The organism is Streptomyces barkulensis (genome assembly GCF_002843305.1).
In the GTDB taxonomy this organism is placed as follows: Bacteria; Actinomycetota; Actinomycetes; order Streptomycetales; family Streptomycetaceae; genus Streptomyces; species Streptomyces barkulensis.
In genome coordinates this window covers 27,695-46,010 of record NZ_PGSG01000036.1, presented here as the reverse complement: position 1 = coordinate 46,010, position 18,316 = coordinate 27,695, and the positions used below count along the sequence as shown (strand labels likewise).

Annotated in this window: 14 protein-coding genes; 4 read left to right on the top strand and 10 right to left on the bottom strand. The window is 74.3% G+C overall.

Translation table 11 applies throughout. The features are described from left to right. The 5 genes from CUT83_RS08890 to CUT83_RS08870 all read right to left on the bottom strand — a co-directional run. On the bottom strand, positions 1-434 hold a 434-nt coding region (locus CUT83_RS08890; RefSeq protein ID WP_143688520.1), incomplete at its 3' end, for an NAD(P)-binding protein. Between the two features lie 81 nt (positions 435-515). Then, positions 516-2,246, bottom strand: coding sequence for a succinic semialdehyde dehydrogenase (locus tag CUT83_RS08885; RefSeq protein ID WP_101255316.1), 1,731 nt, complete (start codon positions 2,244-2,246; stop codon positions 516-518). 188 nt (positions 2,247-2,434) lie between these two features. Next, complete coding sequence (locus CUT83_RS08880; protein ID WP_101255315.1) at positions 2,435-4,789, bottom strand: serine/threonine kinase C-terminal domain-containing protein; 2,355 nt, start codon at positions 4,787-4,789, stop codon at positions 2,435-2,437. 141 nt (positions 4,790-4,930) lie between these two features. Further along, positions 4,931-6,871 carry a serine/threonine-protein kinase gene (locus tag CUT83_RS08875; protein ID WP_101255314.1) on the bottom strand — a complete coding sequence of 647 codons (1,941 nt, stop codon included), beginning with the start codon at positions 6,869-6,871 and terminating at the stop codon, positions 4,931-4,933. A 248-nt stretch (positions 6,872-7,119) separates the two neighbouring features. Continuing rightward, positions 7,120-8,835 (bottom strand): glycerol-3-phosphate dehydrogenase/oxidase, encoded by a 1,716-nt coding sequence (locus tag CUT83_RS08870; protein WP_101255313.1) that lies wholly within the window; start codon positions 8,833-8,835, stop codon positions 7,120-7,122. A gap of 238 nt (positions 8,836-9,073) precedes the next feature. Between CUT83_RS08870 and CUT83_RS08865 the strand changes: the two genes are divergently transcribed. Beyond that, positions 9,074-10,336 carry a nucleotide sugar dehydrogenase gene (locus CUT83_RS08865; RefSeq protein WP_101255312.1) on the top strand — a complete coding sequence of 421 codons (1,263 nt, stop codon included), beginning with the start codon at positions 9,074-9,076 and terminating at the stop codon, positions 10,334-10,336. A gap of 159 nt (positions 10,337-10,495) precedes the next feature. On the opposite strand, the gene CUT83_RS08860 is transcribed toward CUT83_RS08865, so the two are convergent. The 4 genes from CUT83_RS08860 to CUT83_RS08845 all read right to left on the bottom strand — a co-directional run bounded on the left by CUT83_RS08860 (position 10,496) and on the right by CUT83_RS08845 (position 14,972). Continuing rightward, entirely contained in the window at positions 10,496-11,605 is a 1,110-nt protein-coding gene (locus CUT83_RS08860; protein ID WP_101255311.1) for a GuaB3 family IMP dehydrogenase-related protein, read from the bottom strand. Positions 11,606-11,729: 124 nt separating this feature from the next. Beyond that, positions 11,730-13,259 carry an IMP dehydrogenase gene (guaB, locus tag CUT83_RS08855; RefSeq protein ID WP_101255322.1) on the bottom strand — a complete coding sequence of 510 codons (1,530 nt, stop codon included), beginning with the start codon at positions 13,257-13,259 and terminating at the stop codon, positions 11,730-11,732. A 174-nt stretch (positions 13,260-13,433) separates the two neighbouring features. Continuing rightward, positions 13,434-14,030: a sigma-70 family RNA polymerase sigma factor gene (locus CUT83_RS08850; protein WP_277347750.1), complete on the bottom strand. Its 597-nt coding sequence runs from the start codon at positions 14,028-14,030 to the stop codon at positions 13,434-13,436. A gap of 330 nt (positions 14,031-14,360) precedes the next feature. After that, positions 14,361-14,972, bottom strand: a complete 612-nt coding sequence (locus CUT83_RS08845; RefSeq protein ID WP_003948568.1) for a response regulator transcription factor — start codon at positions 14,970-14,972, stop codon at positions 14,361-14,363. 387 nt (positions 14,973-15,359) lie between these two features. Between CUT83_RS08845 and CUT83_RS08840 the strand changes: the two genes are divergently transcribed. Then, a complete protein-coding gene (locus CUT83_RS08840; protein WP_093660691.1) occupies positions 15,360-15,665 on the top strand; it encodes a WhiB family transcriptional regulator in 306 nt (101 codons plus the stop codon). 111 nt (positions 15,666-15,776) lie between these two features. Here the strand turns inward: CUT83_RS08840 and CUT83_RS08835 are convergent, their stop codons facing one another. Beyond that, complete coding sequence (locus CUT83_RS08835) at positions 15,777-16,697, bottom strand: LysR family transcriptional regulator (RefSeq protein WP_101255310.1); 921 nt, start codon at positions 16,695-16,697, stop codon at positions 15,777-15,779. 80 nt (positions 16,698-16,777) lie between these two features. On the opposite strand from CUT83_RS08835, the gene CUT83_RS08830 reads away from it, so the two are divergent. Next, positions 16,778-17,467: an MOSC domain-containing protein gene (locus CUT83_RS08830; protein ID WP_101255309.1), complete on the top strand. Its 690-nt coding sequence runs from the start codon at positions 16,778-16,780 to the stop codon at positions 17,465-17,467. Positions 17,468-17,514: 47 nt separating this feature from the next. Then, positions 17,515-18,285: an SDR family NAD(P)-dependent oxidoreductase gene (locus CUT83_RS08825; RefSeq protein ID WP_101255308.1), complete on the top strand. Its 771-nt coding sequence runs from the start codon at positions 17,515-17,517 to the stop codon at positions 18,283-18,285. Positions 18,286-18,316: the final 31 nt, after the last annotated feature.

Genomic DNA, 18,316 nt, shown 5'->3' with positions numbered 1-18,316 from the left:
ACGCCCAGCATCCGCCTGGCCTGGTCGTAGTACGGCTTCAGCTCCTCCTGCCAGTCGGTGATGTGCCCCCACTGGCGGTCGGCGAAGAAGGCCGGCGGCGGCACGTAGAGGGTGTTGGCGTAGTTCAGCGAACCGCCGCCCACCCCGGCGCCGGCCAGGATCATCACCTTGTCCATCAGATGGATGCGCTGGATGCCGTACAGGCCCAGCGCCGGGGCCCACAGGTAGTTCCGCAGGTCCCAGGAGTTCCTCGGCAGCGTCTCGCGGGTGAAGCGCCGCCCCGCCTCCAGCACCCCGACCCGGTAGCCCTTCTCCGTCAGCCGCAGCGCGGACACCGAACCGCCGAAACCGGAACCGACCACGATCACGTCGTAGTCGTACGGCTGCGGCGGGCCGGACGGCTGCTGCGCTGCTTCGTCCTGCGGTCGGGACACGGGGGACCTCCGGTGGTGCGTATCGGTTCCTGGGAAGGAGGCGGAAGAGGGGCGGGAGCGGGGCGGCGGGAGGGCGGGGCGTCAGCGGAAGCGGAACGCCTTCATCGCGCGCAGGGAGGCACTCATGAAGGCCGCGTACCTCTCGTCGTCCATACCGAGCGACGGGGCCATGGGCAGCAGCCGCTGGGTGGCGACGGTCTGCGCCTCGGTGTACTTGAGGATGCCCTCCGAACCGTGCCGGCGGCCCACCCCGGACTCGCCCATGCCGCCCATCGGCGACTGGACGCTGCCGTACGCGGCGGCGTAGCCCTCGTTGACGTTGACCGTGCCGGTGCGCAGCCGGGCGGCGATCTCGCGGCCCCGGCGGGTGTTCTTCGTCCAGACGCTGGAGTTGAGGCCGTAGGGGGTGGCGTTGGCCAGCGCGACCGCCTCGTCCTCGTCGGAGAAGCGGTAGACGGAGACGACGGGGCCGAAGGTCTCCTCGCCGCAGACGGCCATGGGTGCGGTGACGCCCTCCAGGACGGTCGGCTCGTAGAACAGCGGACCGACGTCGGGGCGTGCCCTGCCTCCGGCCAGGACCTTCGCGCCCTTGGCCACGGCGTCGTCCACGTGCCGCACCACGTTCTCCAGCTGCCGCCGCGAGACGAGCGACCCCATGTCGGCGCCGTAGGCCAGCGCCGAGCCCAGGCGCAGCGCCCCGGTGCGTGCGGTGAACCGTTCCAGGAAGGCGTCGGCGACCGAGGCGTGCACGTAGAGCCGCTCGATGGAGATGCACAGCTGCCCGGCCGAGGAGAAGGCCGCTCGCACCGCGCCCTCGGCCGCGCGGTCGAGGTCGGCGTCCTCCAGCACCAGCATGGCGTTCTTGCCGCCCAGCTCCAGCGAGGTCCCCACCAGGCGGAACGCGGCCCGCTGGGCGACCTCGCGGCCGGTGCGGGTGGAACCGGTGAAGGAGACGTAGTCGGCGTGGTCGACGACGGCCGGGCCGACGACCGGTCCCTCGCCGATCACGATCTGCCAGACCTCGGCGGGCAGCCCGGCCTCGATCAGCAGGTCGCGTGCCCACAGGGCGGTCAGCGCGGTCTCGGTGTCGGGCTTCATGACGACGGCGTTGCCGGCGGCGAAGGCGGGCAGCGCGTCGCCGACCGACAGCTCCAGCGGGTAGTTCCACGGGGCGATCTGCCCGACCACGCCCTTGGGGTGGCGCAGCTCCCGCACCCGGGTGAGCACCGGGATGGCGCCGGTGTGGTTCCGGGGGCGCAGGTACGCCGGGGCCTTGCGGCCGTAGTGGCGTGCGGCGACGGCGACCGCCTGCACCTCCTCGTGTGCGTGCAGCCGCGCCTTGCCGGTCTCCAGCTGGACCAGGTCCAGCACCTCCGACTGGCGGGCCAGCAGCAGGTCGTGGAAGCGCAGCAGGACGGCGGCGCGCTCGCGCACCGGCCGCGCCGCCCACGTCCGCTGCGCCTCGCGGGCCCGGGCGTAGGCCTCGGCGACGTCCGCGGGGGTGGATTCGGGCAGGTCGGCCAGCTTCTCGCCGGTGAAGGGGGTGTGGCACGCGGTGCGGCCGCTGCCCGTCAGACCGCGGGTCAGCCGGGCGACCAGCTCGCCGGTCACCACGTCGGCGGCGGTGCGGGCGGCGGCGGGGGCGGCGGCGACCGGGTTGCCGGCCGCCGTGGGCGCGGCGGGGGCGGCGGTGACCGCAGGGGCCTCAGGGGCCGCGGGAGCCTCAGGGGCCGCGGGAGCCTCGGGAGCTTCGGGGCCGGTGCCCGTCGTCTGCGCCGCCCCGGTGGCGGCGGTACCTGGCGAATCCGTCATACCGGGGAGGGTACGGCGTGGAAAACCTTCTGTGTACCCGGCGGTAACCACTTTTCACGGAATCTGCCAGTGAACACTGGCACAGAACTCGTGCGCCTCCGGACGGCGGTCCGGACGGCGGTCCGGGATGCGACCGGAAAACGGTCTTGAGCGTCGGCCGGGCGGGCGGCCGGGCGGCCGGGGACGGCTCAGCCGGTGGCGCGGTAGGTGTCGGCGATCGTGTCGAAGAGGCGGTTGATGTCGTCCTTCCGGCTCTCCGGCCCCCTCACCAGCAACGAGTGGTAGCGGCCGTCCACGACGACCGCCCGGTCGCACATGTAGGTGCTGTCCGCGCCCTCGCGCCAGCTGAACCGGCCCTCGGCCATCACCGTCCGGCCCACCTGTATCCGCCGCATCCCGGAACTGGTCGCCCAGTCCGCCGCGCGGTACGCGTCCAGCTCCCGCTGGTCGTCGGTGAGGTACGCCATCGGGTCCGAGCCGTACTCCTCGGTGGTGTCCCGGCCGGGCACCACGACGATCTCCAGGTCCCCGTGTGTGAAGACCGTCCGTCCCCGGCCGTCCGGCCCCGCCCGCCGGGCGTCCTCGGGGAGCGCGATCCGGAAGCCGGCCGCGTCCTCGTGCAGCGCGTAGCCGTCGAGCCCCTCCACCGGATCGCCGGCCTGCGGCCGCTCGGTGCCGGGCGCCTTCGAGCCCCCGGGCCCGTCCGGTTCCCCGGCCTCGGCCTCCCGGGGCGGGGCTTCCTCACCGGGCTCCCCCGGCTGCTCCGGCTGCGCGCCCACGCTGCCGGGCCGCTGGTCGGCGCTGTTCCCGGAGGAACCGGCGCCGCCGCCGGGCATGTACACGGCCGCGTACACCAGCGTCCCGGTCAGCAGCAGGAGGACCAGCCCGACCAGGACCATGCCCAGCCGGCGCGGTGACCTCTGTTTCCGGGCACGCCGGTGCCGGGCGTGGGTGGCCACCGGAGAACGCTCCGCCCGCTTCCTGCGCACCAGCTCGCCACGGCGCCTTATGATCGGCAGCCGCCTGGGGTCGGCGGGCCGGCCGGCCTCCAGCGAAAGCGGCGCGGTGACCGTGTGCAGTCCGACCTCGGGCTCGGGCGCGGAACGGATCAGGGAGCGCAGCCAGCCGCCCAGCTCCTCGAAGTCGGGCCGCTCGGTCGGGTCCTGGCGCAGCAGCGACTCCACGACGGGCCGCAGCGCACCGCACTCCTCGGCGAACGCGGGCGGCTCCGCGCACACCATCTGCACCAGCTCGGCCACCGACTCCTCGGGGTAGGGCGCGTGCCCCTGGACGGCCCGGAACAGCAGCGCGCCCAGAGCCCACAGATCGGCCGCCGGGCCGACCGGCGGGGCCAGCCGCCAGTTCTCGTAGACGGGCCCGGCCTGCTCGGGGGCCCAGCGCTCGGTGACGGCGCCGACGATCGCCGTCCTGGTCTGGCGGGCGCGTTCGGCGGCGAGCGCGGTGGTGGGGCCGCGGTAGCGGTCACCGTCCTCATCGCCCCAGCTCCGCGCCGGCGGCGTCCGCTCGCCGTGCGGCTCCTCGCCGTACGCCTCGCCGTACGGGGTCGAGCCGCCGGGGGGCACCGGGCGCAGGTCCCCGGCCTGTCCGCCGTCCGCGTCCCTGCGCGCCTCGACCTCGGCCCGGGCGGCGGCGGCGCGCGTACCGGCCCGGTACGCGGCGATGGCGCCGCTGCGCGCGGCGCGCTCGGCCGCCGGGCCGCCGGGCTCCGGGCGCCCGCCGCCGTCGTCGTGGGGCGTGGGGTGGCCGTGCGCCCCGTACTCCTCCGCCTCAGGGCCCTCGTCGGCGCCGGGACCGGCCAGCTGGCGGGGCACACCGCCCGCCGGGCCCTGGTCCGCCCCCCGGTAGCCGGGCGGCAGGCCGGGGACGCCGGCCCCGGGCACATCGTCCGCCGGACCGTCCGCGGGGTCGTCCACATGGCCGCGCGGCAGCACGCTCGGCGGCGCCGGGAGGGGGTCGTACCCGCACAGCGCCTCCTCCGCCGCGCCGGCGGCCAGCCCGGTGAGCACGGCGCGGCCGTCGTCGCAGACGAGGACGGTACGGGGGGTGATGTTGCGGTGGACCCAGCCGTGCGCGTGGACCGCGCGCAGGGCCGCGAGCAGGTCGGCCGCCAGCTCCGCCGCCCGGTGGGGGCTCAGCGGGCGCTCGGCGAGCAGGGCGGCCAGCGGCCGGGCCGCGACCAGCTCGCTGACGATCCACAGGCCGTCGCCCTCGACGAAGACGTCGAAGACCTGGTCGAGCCGGGGGTGGTCGGGTATCCGGGAGGCGGCCAGCGCCGCCTCCACCGCGCGCCGCACGGCGGGGTCGGCCGGACGCCGCGTGGCACGGCCCGCGCGGTCGTGCCCGTAGCCGCCCCCGCCGAGGAACTCGGCCTCGACGACCTCCGGCAGCGGCACCTGGCGGACCAGCACCTCCTGCCCGCTGGCCGTGTCGTACGCGCGGGACTCCACCAGCTCGTACTCGTCCGACGGCGGACGCGGCAAGCGGTACCGCTCGGCCAGCAGCCGGCCCGAGTACTCGTCCACGGCGCCCTCCCCACACGACCTGGTGCCCTACGGTCCGTCAAGACCCGTTCGCGGCGGCCGGATAGCGGACGCACAGGGTCTGCGTACTATCACGATACGTGCCCGGGCGGCCTCGCGTCGCCCGCCGGCCGGTTGTCCGTCTCAGTCCCGGGGGCGGAACGTCCGGAACGCGGTCTCCCGCGCCGTGCGGCACTTCTCGCCGTCCCACCTGTCCACCTCACAGGTGATCATGATGGCGTAGCCGTGGGTGTCGTCGACCCGGAAGCCGCGGTTGAGGACGCGCACCCGCTTCCCGCTCTCCAGGCGTTCGAACGTCCAGTCCGCGACGGTCGGGTAGTCCCGCCACTTCACGGGCTCGATGTCCACCCGGGAGTAGCCGGTGCTGTCTCCTCGCACGGCGGGTTCCAGGGAGCGCCAGGCGCCCGCCGCGCTGTCCCCGGGGCTGCCGTTGAAGTCGACCTGGATCTTGGGGTAGCCGCCGCCGGGCGGGGTGTACTCGCCGCCGGAGTTCTTTCCCGCTATACGGGTGCGCTCGTAGCCCTCGGGCATGGCCATCGAGAAGTGGAAGCGGTCGTCGGTGACCGTCTCGTAGCCCTCGGGCAGTCCCTCGCCGCCCTGTCCGCCCTTGCCGCCGTCCTCGCCGTCTTCCCGCCCCTCCCGGCCGTCCTCGTCGGCGGACGGCTCGGTGGACGGCTCGGTGGACGGCTCGGCGGAGGACGCGCCCGGTCCGCCGTCCTTGTCGTCCCGCCCGTCCCCGTCGGCGTCCTGCCCGTCGGTCGGAGCCGCGGACGTGCCGGTTCCGGCCCGCCCGCCGGCCTCCTCGTCATCGCCCGCGAACGCGAAGGCCAGGACGGTGCCGAGCAGGGCCAGCACCACGACGGCGACCACCGCGAGCCCGGCGGGCTGCCGTGCCGTACGGGCCGCGCGGGCCACACCGGCCGGGACGGCGGTGGTGGCCGCGGCGCCGCCGGCCGCTCCGGGGGCGCCCGCGGCGCCCTTCCCACCGGTCTTCTCCCCGGCCTCCCCGGCCTTCCCTTCCTCGCCGCGCCCGGCCGAGGCGGCCGAGGCGGCGCGTACGGACCGCAGCGCCCCACGCAGCCGCTCACCGCCCGCGCCGGCCGTGGCAGCCGTGGCAGCCGGGCCGCCCGCGTCGGCCGCCCCGGCCTCGGCCACCGGGAGCACGGTCGTACGAGTGCCCTCCGGCTCCTCCTTCTTCTTCTCCTTCTCGTCCCCGGCGCGCGGCCCGCGGGCCGCGCGCTCCAGCAGCGCCCGCGCGCCCGGCTCGTCCAGCCGCTTGTCCGCGTCCTTGTCCAGCAGGCCGTGGATGACCGCCTCCAGCGCCCCGGCGCGCTTGGGGGGCTCCAGCGGCTCGGTCATCACCGCGGTCAGGGTGGCGATCGCCGACCCCTTGTCGTACGGCGGGTGGCCCTCCACCGCCGCGTACAGCAGCCCGCCCAGCGACCACAGGTCGGAGGGCGGGCCGGGGCGCTGACCGCGCGCCCGCTCCGGCGCTATGTAGGAGGGCGCGCCGACCAGCATGCCGGTGGAGGTGAGGGAGGGGTCGCCCTCGATCTGGGCGATGCCGAAGTCGGTGAGGACGACCCGGCCGTCCTCGTCGGCGATCAGGACGTTGGAGGGCTTCACGTCACGGTGCAGGATGCCCTCGCGGTGCGCGGCGCGCAGCACGTCGAGGATCGCCAGGCCCACCTCGGCCGCCCGTCGCGGCTCCAGCGGGCCGTCCTCGCGCAGCACGTCGGCCAGGGAGCGGCCGTCGATCAACTCCATGACGATCCAGGGGCGGTCGTCCTCGTCGACCACGTCGTAGACGGTGACGGCGCTGTTGCTGCGGATGCGCGCGATGGCCTTGGCCTCGCGCAGTGTGCGGGTGATCAGGCGTCGCTTCTCCTCCTCGTCGATGCTGGAGGGGAAGCGCAGTTCCTTCACCGCGACGGTACGGCCCAGGACCTCGTCCTCGGCCCGCCACACGGTGCCCATTCCGCCGCGGCCCAGGACGTCGCCCAACCGGTAACGCCCGCCCAGCAGCCGTCCGGCCTTCTTGCCGCGGCCGTCCACGTCGCTCATGCGTCCCCTCACACTCAGCCCGCCCCAGCAGTGGCCCCATTCTCCCCCACGGGGCGGACCGCGGCGCACGCGGCCGGGGACACACAACCGGAACGGCGGTGCGCGGGGCGGGGGCTGACGCCCCGGCGTCCGCGGGCGCGCCGGCCGCGCCCGCGGACCGGCCGCGGACCGCGGGCGGACCGGCCTTCCGGCGTCCGCCGGCGGACGGCCCGTCACCGGCGGACGGTCCGTCACCGGCGGACGGTGCGTCACAGCGGCTGGAGCGGCACGATGTCCGGGGCGCCCAGGCGCGCGGCGTCGGCGGTCTGGTCGTCGGGCTGGCGCTGGGACTCCCGCTCGGCCTCGACCCGCTTGTGGTAGTGCTCCACCTCGCGGTCGATCTGCCCGGCGTCCCAGCCGAGCACCGGCGCCATCAGCTCGGCGCACTCCCGCGCGCTGCGCGTGCCGCGGTCGAAGGTCTCGATGGAGATGCGGGTGCGGCGGGTGAGGACGTCGTCCAGGTGGCGCGCCCCCTCGTGGGTGCAGGCGTACACCACCTCCGCCCTGAGGTAGTCGTCCGCGCACGGCAGCGGCTCGCCCAGGCTCGGGTCGGCGGCGACCAGCTCCAGCACCTCGTCGGTCAGCGAGCCGTACCGGCCCAGCAGATGCTCCACGCGCGCCACGTGCAGCCCGGTGCGGGCGGCGATGCGGGCGCGGGCGTTCCACATCGCGTGGTAGCCCTCGGCGCCGACCAGCGGCACCTCCTCCGTGGTGCACTCTGCGACGCGGTGGTCGAGCCCGTGGACGGCCTCGTCGACCGCGTCCTTGGCCATCACCCGGTACGTCGTGTACTTGCCGCCCGCGACGACCACCAGGCCCGGCACCGGGTGGGCGACGGTGTGCTCGCGCGAGAGCTTGCTGGTGGCGTCCGACTCCCCGGCCAGCAGCGGGCGCAGTCCGGCGTACACGCCCTCCACGTCGTCGCGGGTGAGCGGCACGGCCAGCACCGAGTTGACGTGGTCGAGCAGGTAGTCGATGTCGGCGCTGGAGGCCGCCGGGTGGGCCTTGTCCAGATCCCATCCGGTGTCGGTGGTGCCGATGATCCAGTGCCGGCCCCAGGGGATGACGAACAGCACGCTCTTCTCGGTGCGCAGGATCAGCCCGGTGGTGGAGTGGATGCGGTCGCGGGGCACCACCAGGTGGATGCCCTTGGAGGCGCGGACGTGGAACTGCCCGCGTTCGGCGGTCAGCCGCTGGGTGTCGTCGGTCCACACGCCGGTGGCGTTGACGACCTGTTTGGCCCGGATCTCGTACTCGCCGCCCTGTTCCAGGTCCTCCACCCGGGCGCCGACCACGCGCTCGCCCTCGCGCAGGAAGCCCACCACGCGGGCCCGGTTGGCGGCGTGGGCGCCGTAGGCGGCCGCGGTGCGCACCAGGGCGGCGACGTAGCGGGCGTCGTCCATCTGCGCGTCGTAGTACTGCAGGGCGCCCACCAGCGCGTCCTTGCGCAGGGCGGGTGCCACCCGCAGGGCCTGGCGGCGCGTCAGATGCCGGTGGTGGGGCAGGCCGCGGCTGCGCCCGGAGGCCGTGGCGAGCACGTCGTACAGCGCCACGCCGGAGCCCGCGTACAGCCGCTCCCAGCCCCGGTGCCGCAGCGGGTAGAGGAAGGGGACGGGCCTGACCAGGTGGGGGGCGATCCGCTGGAGCAGCAGCCCGCGTTCCTTGAGCGCCTCGCGCACCAGCGCGAAGTCCAGCATCTCCAGATAGCGCAGCCCGCCGTGGATGAGCTTGCTGGAGCGGCTGGAGGTGCCCGAGGCCCAGTCGCGCGCCTCGACGATGCCCGTCGACAGGCCGCGGGTCGCCGCGTCCAGGACGGTGCCGGCGCCGACCACCCCGCCACCGACGACCAGTATGTCCAGCTCGCGCTCCGACATGCGGGCGAGCGCCTCGGCCCGCTCGGCCGGTCCCAGTGCCGCTGTCCTCACCACTGCCTCCCTGATATGCCGATACCCCGGTCGATCGCCCGTCCGTACAGCTGTCCGTACGCCTGTCCGTACCCGCCCTGGCACCTACCCGTTCGTCCGCCGATCCCACGACTTCGACCCGGGCGGACACCGCTCCGCACGCAATCCACCATATCTGTCATATATGCGCTTAACCTGACATCGCCCCACAAGCCAGCCAGCCCCACGATTCCGCCGACGGGGGAAGGGACGCCGCCTCATGCCCGCAGATCTCGCCGTCCTCGGTCTGGGTCATCTGGGTCTTCCCGCGGCCCAGGCCGCCGCGGCCGCCGGTATCCGCACCATCGGCTACGACCCCGACGAGCACGCCGTGCGCGAGCTGGGCGCCGGGCGTCCGCCGGCGGGCGGCGGGCTGTCGGCGGCCGAGGTGCGCAAGATGGCCTCGGCCGGCTTCCGCGCCACCTCGGACCCGTCCGTGCTGGGCCGGGTCCGCACCGCCCTGATCTGCGCACCCACCCCGCAGGGCGAGGGCCGCGCCCCGGACCTGGGCGCGGTACGGGCGGCGGCCCTCACGCTCGGTGAGCGGCTGCGCCCGCGGACCACGGTCGTGGTGGAGTCCGCCGTCCACCCCGGCGGCACCGAGGAGTACGTCGCCCCGCTGCTGGAGAAGGCCTCGGGGCTGCGGGCCGGGCACGACTTCCACCTCGCCTGCGCCCCCTCCCGCCTCGACCCCGGCAACCGCTCCCACGGCTACGCCAACACCCCTCGGGTGATCGGCGGGTTGACCCCGGCCTGCACGGAGGCCGCCGCCGCCTTCTACGGGCGGCTGGTCGAGAAGGTGGTGCGGGCCCGCGGCCTGCGCGAGGCCGAGACGACGGCGGTACTGGAGACCAACTTCCGGCATGTGAACATCGCCCTGGTCAACGAGATGGCCGTGCTCTGCCACGACCTCGGCGTGGACCTGTGGGACGTGATCCGCTGCGCTGAGACCAAGCCGTTCGGCTTCCACGCCTTCCGGCCGGGCCCGGGCGTGGGCGGCCACGGCGTCCCCGTCGACCCCGCCTGCCTGGACCGCGCGGGGCGCACCCCGGGCTATCCGCTGCGCCTGGTCGAGGTCGCCCAGGAGGCCAACGCCCGGATGCCGCGCTATGTGGCCCAGCGCGCGGCGGCCCTGCTCAACGAGCACGGCAAGTCGGCCCGCGGCGCCCGCGTCCTGCTGCTGGGCGTCACCTACAAGCCCGACCTGGCCGACCGGACCGGCTCCCCCGCCCCCGAGATCGCCCTGCGGCTGATGGAACTGGGGGCGCAGATCGGCTACCACGACCCGCATGTGCCGCAGTGGCGGGTGGCCGGCCGTCCCGTCCCGCGCGCCGACTCCCTCCACGAGGCCGCCGCCGCGGCCGACCTCACCCTGCTCCTCCAGCACCACCGCGTCTACGACCTGCAGAGCCTGTCGGCCAAGGCCCAGCTCCTACTGGACACCCGCGGCGCCAGCCCGACGGGGGCGGCCCACCGGCTGTGACGCGGGCGCCCGTCACGGTCGGCGCGCACACGGGGAACAGGGGAACACAGCAAAGGGGCCGGGCCCGGTGGTGCGTCCACCGGGCCCAGCCCCTTCGGCCGTACGAGTTCCGCCGTACGAGTTCCGCCGTACGAGTTCCGCCTTACGGGCCGCCCGCGCTCAGCGGGAGACGGTGACCTCCACGCGCTGGAACTCCTTGAGCTCCGAGTAGCCGGTGGTGGCCATGGCCCGGCGCAGGGCGCCGAAGAAGTTCATGTGGCCCTCGGGGCTGTGCGAGGGGCCGAGCAGGATCTCCTCGGTGGTGCCGACGGTGCCGAGGTTGACGCGCCTGCCGCGCGGCACGTCCTCGTGGACGGCCTCCATGCCCCAGTGGTGCCCGTGGCCGGGCGCGTCGGTGGCACGGGCCAGCGGGGAGCCCATCATCACCGCGTCCGCGCCGCAGGCGACGGCCTTGGGCAGGTCGCCGGACCAGCCCACGCCGCCGTCGGCGATGACGTGGACGTACCGGCCGCCGGACTCGTCCAGGTAGTCGCGGCGGGCCGCCGCCACGTCGGCGACGGCGGTGGCCATCGGCACCTGGATGCCCAGCACGTTGCGGGTGGTGTGCGCGGCGCCGCCGCCGAAGCCGACCAGCACACCCGCGGCGCCGGTGCGCATCAGGTGCAGCGCGGCGGTGTACGTGGCGCAGCCGCCGACGATGACGGGGACGTCGAGCTCGTAGATGAACTGCTTGAGGTTGAGCGGTTCGGCCGCCGAGGAGACGTGCTCGGCGGAGACGGTGGTGCCGCGGATGACGAAGATGTCCACACCCGCGTCCACGACCGCCTTGGAGAACTGCGCGGTGCGCTGCGGCGACAGCGCGGCGGCCGTCACCACGCCGGAGTCGCGCACCTCCTTGATCCGCTGCCCGATCAGCTCCTCCCGGATGGGGGCGGAGTAGATCTCCTGGAGCCGGCGGGTCGCCACGGCCTCGTCCATCTCGGCGATCTCGTGGAGCAGCGGCTCGGGGTCCTCGTAGCGCGTCCACAGGCCTTCGAGGTTGAGCACCCCCAGACCGCCCAGCTCGCCGATGCGGATCGCGGTGCGCGGCGAGACGACCGAGTCCATCGGTGCGGCCAGGAACGGCAGCTCGAAGCGGTAGGCGTCGATCTGCCAGGCGATCGAGACCTCCTTCGGGTCCCGCGTGCGGCGACTGGGCACCACCGCGATGTCGTCGAAGGCGTACGCCCGCCTCCCGCGCTTGCCGCGGCCGATCTCGATCTCAGTCACGTGCTGTGCCCTTCCTACGGTCTACGCCCCCAGTATCCCCGAGCGGGGCACCGGGGACGCGCACCGGGTGAGCCGGCGGCGGTCACGGCCCGGGCGGGCCGTGACCGCCGCCGGCCGGCCCGTCTCAGCGCCGGGAGTAGTTCGGCGCCTCGGTGGTCATCTGGACGTCGTGCGGGTGGCTCTCCTTGAGCCCGGCCGCGGTGATGCGCACGAAGCGGCCGTTCGCCTTCAGCTCCGGCACCGTCCGGCCGCCGACGTAGAACATCGACTGGCGCAGACCACCGACGAGCTGGTGCACCACCGCGCCCAGCGGGCCGCGGTAGGGGACCTGGCCCTCGACGCCCTCGGGGACGAGCTTGTCGTCGGCGGCGACCGCCTCCTGGAAGTAGCGGTCCTTGGAGTAGGACTTGGCCTGGCCGCGCGACTGCATCGCGCCCAGCGAGCCCATGCCGCGGTAGGACTTGAACTGCTTGCCGTTGATGAACAGCAGCTCGCCCGGCGACTCCTCGCAGCCCGCCAGCAGGCTGCCGAGCATCACGGTGTCGGCGCCGGCGACCAGGGCCTTGGCGATGTCGCCGCTGTACTGCAACCCGCCGTCGCCGATGACCGGGACGCCGCTCTCCCGCGCGGCGAGCGCGGCCTCGTAGATCGCGGTGACCTGCGGGACGCCGATGCCGGCGACGACGCGGGTGGTGCAGATCGAGCCCGGCCCGACGCCGACCTTGACGCCGTCGGCGCCGGAGTCGATCAGCGCCCTGGCGCCGTCGCGGGTGGCGACGTTGCCGCCGACCACGTCGACCGAGGAGTTGGACTTGATCTTGGCGACCATCTCGCCGACCAGCCTCGAGTGGCCGTGCGCGGTGTCCACGACGATGAAGTCGGCACCCGCCTCGATCAGCGCCTGGGCCCGCTCGAAGGCGTCACCGGCCACGCCGACCGCCGCGCCGACGATGAGGCGGCCCTCGGCGTCCTTGGCGGCGTGCGGGTACTTCTCCGCCTTGACGAAGTCCTTGACGGTGATCAGGCCCTTGAGCACGCCCTCGCCGTCGACCAGCGGCAGCTTCTCGATCTTGTGGCGGCGCAGCAGCTCCATGGCGTCCGCGCGCGAGATGCCCACCTTGCCGGTGACCAGCGGCATCGGCGTCATGACCTCGCGGACCTCGCGGCTGCGGTCGGTCTCGAAGGCCATGTCGCGGTTGGTGACGATGCCCAGCAGCTTGCCGGAGGCGTCGGTGACCGGCACCCCGCTGATGCGGAAGCGGCCGCACAGCTCGTCGGCCTCGCGCAGCGTGGCGTCGGGGCGGATGGTGATCGGATCGGTGACCATGCCGGACTCCGACCGTTTGACCTGGTCGACCTGGTCGGCCTGGTCCTCGATCGAGAGGTTGCGGTGCAGCACGCCGACGCCGCCCTGCCGGGCCATGGCGATCGCCATGCGGGCCTCGGTGACCTTGTCCATCGCCGCGGAGATCAGCGGGACGTTCACCTTCACGTTGCGCGAGACGTACGAGGAGGTGTCGATGTCCTGCGGGGCCATGTCCGACTCGCCCGGCAGCAGCAGCACGTCGTCGTAGGTCAGCCCGAGTGCGGCGAACTTCGCGGGAACCTCGCTGGCACCGCCGGCACTGCCCGCACTGCCGACGTTGTCCGTCATGACGCCTTCCATGGCACCTTCCCCAATACTCTTGCCCGGCGCGGACGTCCATGCTAACGGGCTCGGAAGGAGCCCCGTACCGCCGCGGGACCGCCCGCGGCCGAGGCCGGCGGGACAGCCGCCGGGCCGCTCACCGGATGGCCGGATGGCCGGATGACTGTGATCGGCCCCGGATCACTGCTCCGCGAGGGCGCGCAGCCGCGACAGGGCTCGATGCTGGGCAACGCGCACGGCCCCCGGGGACATTCCGAGCATCTGCCCGGTCTCCTCGGCGGTGAGCCCGACCGCCACCCGCAGCAGCACCAGCTCGCGCTGGTGCTCGGGAAGGTTGGCCAGCAGCTTCCTCGCCCACTCCGCGTCACTGCTCAGCAGGGCCCTCTCCTCCGGGCCGAGCGAGTCGTCGGGCCGCTCGGGCATCTCGTCCGAGGGCACCGCCGTACTGCCCGGCCCGCGCATGGCGGCCCGCTGCAGATCGGCGACCTTGTGCTGGGCGATGGCGACCACGAACGCCTCGAAGGGTTTTCCGGTGTCGCGGTAGCGCGGCAGTGCGCACAGCACCGCCAGACAGACCTCCTGGGCCAGGTCGTCCACGAAGTGCCGGGCGTCTCCGGGCAGCCGGGTCAGCCGCGTCCTGCAGTACCGCAGGGCGAGGGGGTGGACACGGGCGAGCAGGTCGTGGGTGGCCCGCTCGTCGCCCTCCACAGCGCGCCGGACGAGGGCACCGATCTCACCGCGGCCGTCGGCCGGGGATGGCGTCTCGTCGTCACGCATCGGTCCATGGTGCACCCGGCGCGGCCGTTCCGCCGCACCCCGTCCGTGGTTGTGCACTGAAGCGTTATGGGCAGGCGCACTCGCTGTCACGTCCCGCGCCCTCCCCTCACGCCCGGCCGTCACGTCCCCGAGGAACTCCATGCATCCAGGATGCGGCACGCCGGAGATTACGGCACCGGCCCCCGCATCCCGAAGGCCCCGCCTCCCGGTGCTCCGGGACCGACGGGGCGTCTTCGGGGCGCACCGCGCCCACGGCGCACGCGGTGTGCACGGTGTGTACGGCCGGCCGCGGGCGGGGAGCACGGCGGCTCCACCGCTCCGGCGCCGGCGCTAGCGGACGAGGCCCCAGCGGAAGCCGAGCGCCACTGCGTGCGCCCGGTCGGAAGCCCCGAGCTTCTTGAACAGCCGCCGCGCATGGGTCTTCACCGTGTCCTCGGAAAGGAACAGCTCGCGTCCGATCTCGGCGTTGGAGCGGCCGTGGCTCATGCCCTCCAGCACCTGGATCTCGCGGGCGGTGAGCGTCGGCGCGGCGCCCATCTCGGCCGAGCGAAGCCGCCGCGGCGCGAGCCTCCAGGTGGGGTCGGCCAGCGCCTGGGTGACCGTGGCCCGCAGCTCGGCGCGCGAGGCGTCCTTGTGCAGATAGCCGCGGGCGCCGGCGGCGACGGCGAGCGCGACGCCGTCCAGGTCCTCCGCCACGGTCAGCATGATGATGCGGGCGCCGGGGTCGGCCGACAGCAGGCGCCGTACGGTCTCGACACCGCCCAGGCCGGGCATCCGGACGTCCATGAGGATGAGGTCGGAACGGTCGGCGCCCCAGCGGCGGAGGACTTCCTCGCCGTTGGCCGCGGTCGTCACACGTTCCACGCCGGGCACGGTCGCGACCGCGCGGCGCAGCGCCTCTCGGGCAAGCGGGGAGTCGTCGCAGACGAGGACGGAAGTCATGATCGCCCTCCGCAGCTCATGCGCATCACCTTAGGCCTCCAGGGCTGGTACGAATCGTCACCTGTGCGGTTGACCGCCCCGGACATCCGTCCGGCACTTGTCTGTGTCAACCGCCTCCGCACACTCAACGACGGTCACCCGAAAGAGTTACGGTCTTCGGCGCCCGCTTTCAACACCCTACGTGATGGCGTCGACACGGAGGGGGTATCCCGCGCTGATCAACAGCCGTGTCGTCATTTGCCCTGTTTGGCGGGTTTTCTTTTTATTACTCGCGTATGTCCCGAAAATCTCGAAGATGCATATTTACATCTACTCATACCGTGGATGTACGGTCGTGACTGTTCTCGACTGGTTCACCAGCATCAGTTCGCTTCGAGAGGACAAGCCATGGCAGATTTCTCCCGCCTTCCGGGTCCCAACGCCGATCTGTGGGACTGGCAGCTGCTGGCCGCCTGTCGAGGAGTCGACAGCTCGCTGTTCTTCCACCCCGAAGGGGAGCGCGGAGCGGCCCGCAGCGCACGCGAGGCGTCCGCGAAGGAGGTGTGCATGCGCTGCCCGGTCCGGGCGGAGTGCGCCGCCCACGCGCTCACCGTGCGTGAGCCGTACGGGGTGTGGGGCGGACTGACCGAGGACGAACGCGAGGAACTCATGGGCCGGGCCCGCACCAGGCTGGTCGGCGCGGCCGGGGCGTAACGCCGCTCCCCGCGCGCCCTCCGGGTGCTCCCCCGGCGCCCGGCGGGCCCGGACGCCCCGTGGACGCGGGCGCCGGACGGGCCGGGTACCGGACGCCGGACGCGGTCCGCGTCAGCGGCGGGCCGCGTCCGACAGCCGGTCCAGCATGGCGGCGACCGCCGGCACCCGGGCGAGGTCCGGCAGCGTCAGCGCCACCACCTCGCGCCGCACCCGCGGACTGATGCCCACGGTCCGCACACCGCGGGGCCGCACCGACTCCACCGCCAGCCCCGGCAGCACGGCCACGCCCAGCCCCGCCCCCACCAGCCCCACCACGGCCGGGTAGTCGTCGGTGGCGAAGTCGATCCGCGGAGTGAAGCCCGCCCTCTCGCACACCTCCACCAGATGGCCGCGGCAGCGCGGGCAGCCCGCGATCCAGGACTCCCCGGCCAGTTCCGCGAGCCCGACGCCGTCCCCCGCCTCCGCCGCACGCGCCAGGCGGTGGTCCTCGGGGACCAGCCCCACCAGCCGCTCGGTCAGCAGCGGCCGCACCACCAGGTCCGCCCACTCCGGATCGCTCTCCACCGGCCCGGCGGCGTCCGGGTAGCGGTAGGCGAGGGCGATGTCGCACTCGCCCTCGCGGAGCGCCTCCGCCGAGCGCGGCGGCTGCGCCTCGGTCAGCGACACCCGGGCCCCGGGATACTCCGCGCGCATCGCGGCGACGGCCGCGGGCACGATCGCGGAGCTGGCACTGGGGAAGGACACCAGCCGGACCCGGCCCGCCCGCAGCCCGGCGATGGCGGCCACCTCCTCCTCGGCGGCGGCCAGCCCGGCCAGGATCCCCGCCGCGTGCCGCACCAGCGCCTCGCCCGCCTCGGTCAGTCGCGTCTCACGGCCGGCCCGCACCAGCAGCGCGGTGCCCGCGGTCTGCTCCAGGGCCTTCATCTGCTGACTGACGGCGGGCTGCGTGCAGCCCAGCGCACGGGCGGCGGCCGAGAGGGAACCGGTACGGGCCACCGCGCGCAGCACACGGAGATGGCGTGCCTCGATCACTCCCCCACCATAAGCGGCCCACCGCGCGCGGCCCGCTGTCCGTTCGCGCTCTTCGAAGGCGTCCTTCTACCCTGCGCGGCATGCGGCTTCTCTCCGTGAACCTCGCCCGCCCCAGATCCGTCGGCTACACCAACGCCCCGGGCGGTCTCACCGGCATCGACAAGCGCCCGGCCGACGGCCCGGTCGCCGTGGCCGCCCCCGGCTCCGGTGGCGGCAGCGGACTGGCCGGGGACGTCATCGGCGACCCGGTCTTCCACGGCGGTGACGACCAGGCGGTGTACGCCTTCGCCCGGGAGGACCTGGACGGCTGGGAGAAGGTCCTCGGCCGCGAACTGCCGGGCGGGGTCTTCGGCGAGAACCTCACCACCGCCGGCGCCGACGTGAACGGGGCGCTGATCGGCGAGCGCTGGCGGATCGGACCGGACGCGGTGCTGGAGGTCTCCTGCGCCCGCACCCCCTGCCGCACCTTCGCCGGCCGGCTGGGGGAGACGGGGGTCCTGCCGTCGGAGCGGGGGGCGGGGTGGATGAAGGCGTTCACCCGGGCCGCCGCGCCCGGGGCGTACCTGCGGGTGGCCGAGCCCGGTGAGATCCGCGCCGGGGACCGGATCGAGATTCTGCACCGGCCCGGCCACGGGGTGACCGTCTCCCTGCTCTTCCGTGCCCTGACCACCGAGCGGGCCCTGCTCCCCCGCGTCCTGGCCGCCGGCGACGCGCTGGCCGCCGCCGCGCGGCGAGAGGCGCTGGAGTACACCGCGAAGTACGCCTCCTGACGTATCCGGAAAGCGGTCCGCCGGCCCCGGCCGGATAGCGTGCCCGTATGACGACTGCACTGATCACAGGGGCCACGGCCGGTATCGGCGCCGCCTTCGCCCGGCGGCTGGCACGCGACGGGCACAACGTGGTGCTGGTCGCCCGGGACACCGAGCGGCTGCGGCGGCACGCCACCGAACTGCACGACCGGCACGGCGTCGAGGCGTCCATAATCACCGCCGACCTGGCCACCGACGAGGGCATCGCGGCGGTCGAGGAGCGGCTCGGCGACCGGAAGCACCCGGTGGACCTGCTGGTCAACAACGCCGGATTCGGCAACAGGGGCCGCTATCTGGAGGTGCCGATGGCGGACGAGCTGCGGATGCTCAAGGTGCACTGCGAGGCCGTGCTGCGGCTGACCTCGGCCGCCGCGGAGAGCATGCGCGAGCGGGGCCGCGGCGGCGTCGTCAACGTGGCCTCGGTCGCGGCCTTCGTGCCGCGCGGCACCTACGGCGCGTCCAAGGCGTGGGTCGTGCAGTTCACCCAGGGCGCGGCGCGGGACCTGGGGCCGTCGGGGGTGCGGCTGATGGCGCTGTGCCCGGGGTTCGTGCGCACCGAGTTCCACCGGCGCGCGGGGATGTCGGCACAGAGCGTGCCGGGCTGGATGTGGCTGAACGCCGACCGGGTGGTGGACGCGGCCCTGGAGGATCTGGCCAGGGGGAAGACGCTGTCCGTCCCGGACCCGCGCTACAAGGCGCTGCTGGGCCTGGCCCGGCTGGCACCGCGCGGCCTGGTCTCGCGCGCCTCCTCCACCACCGGGCGCTTCAGCCCGAGGTGAGGAACGCACCGCCGCTCTTACGGCCGCCCCG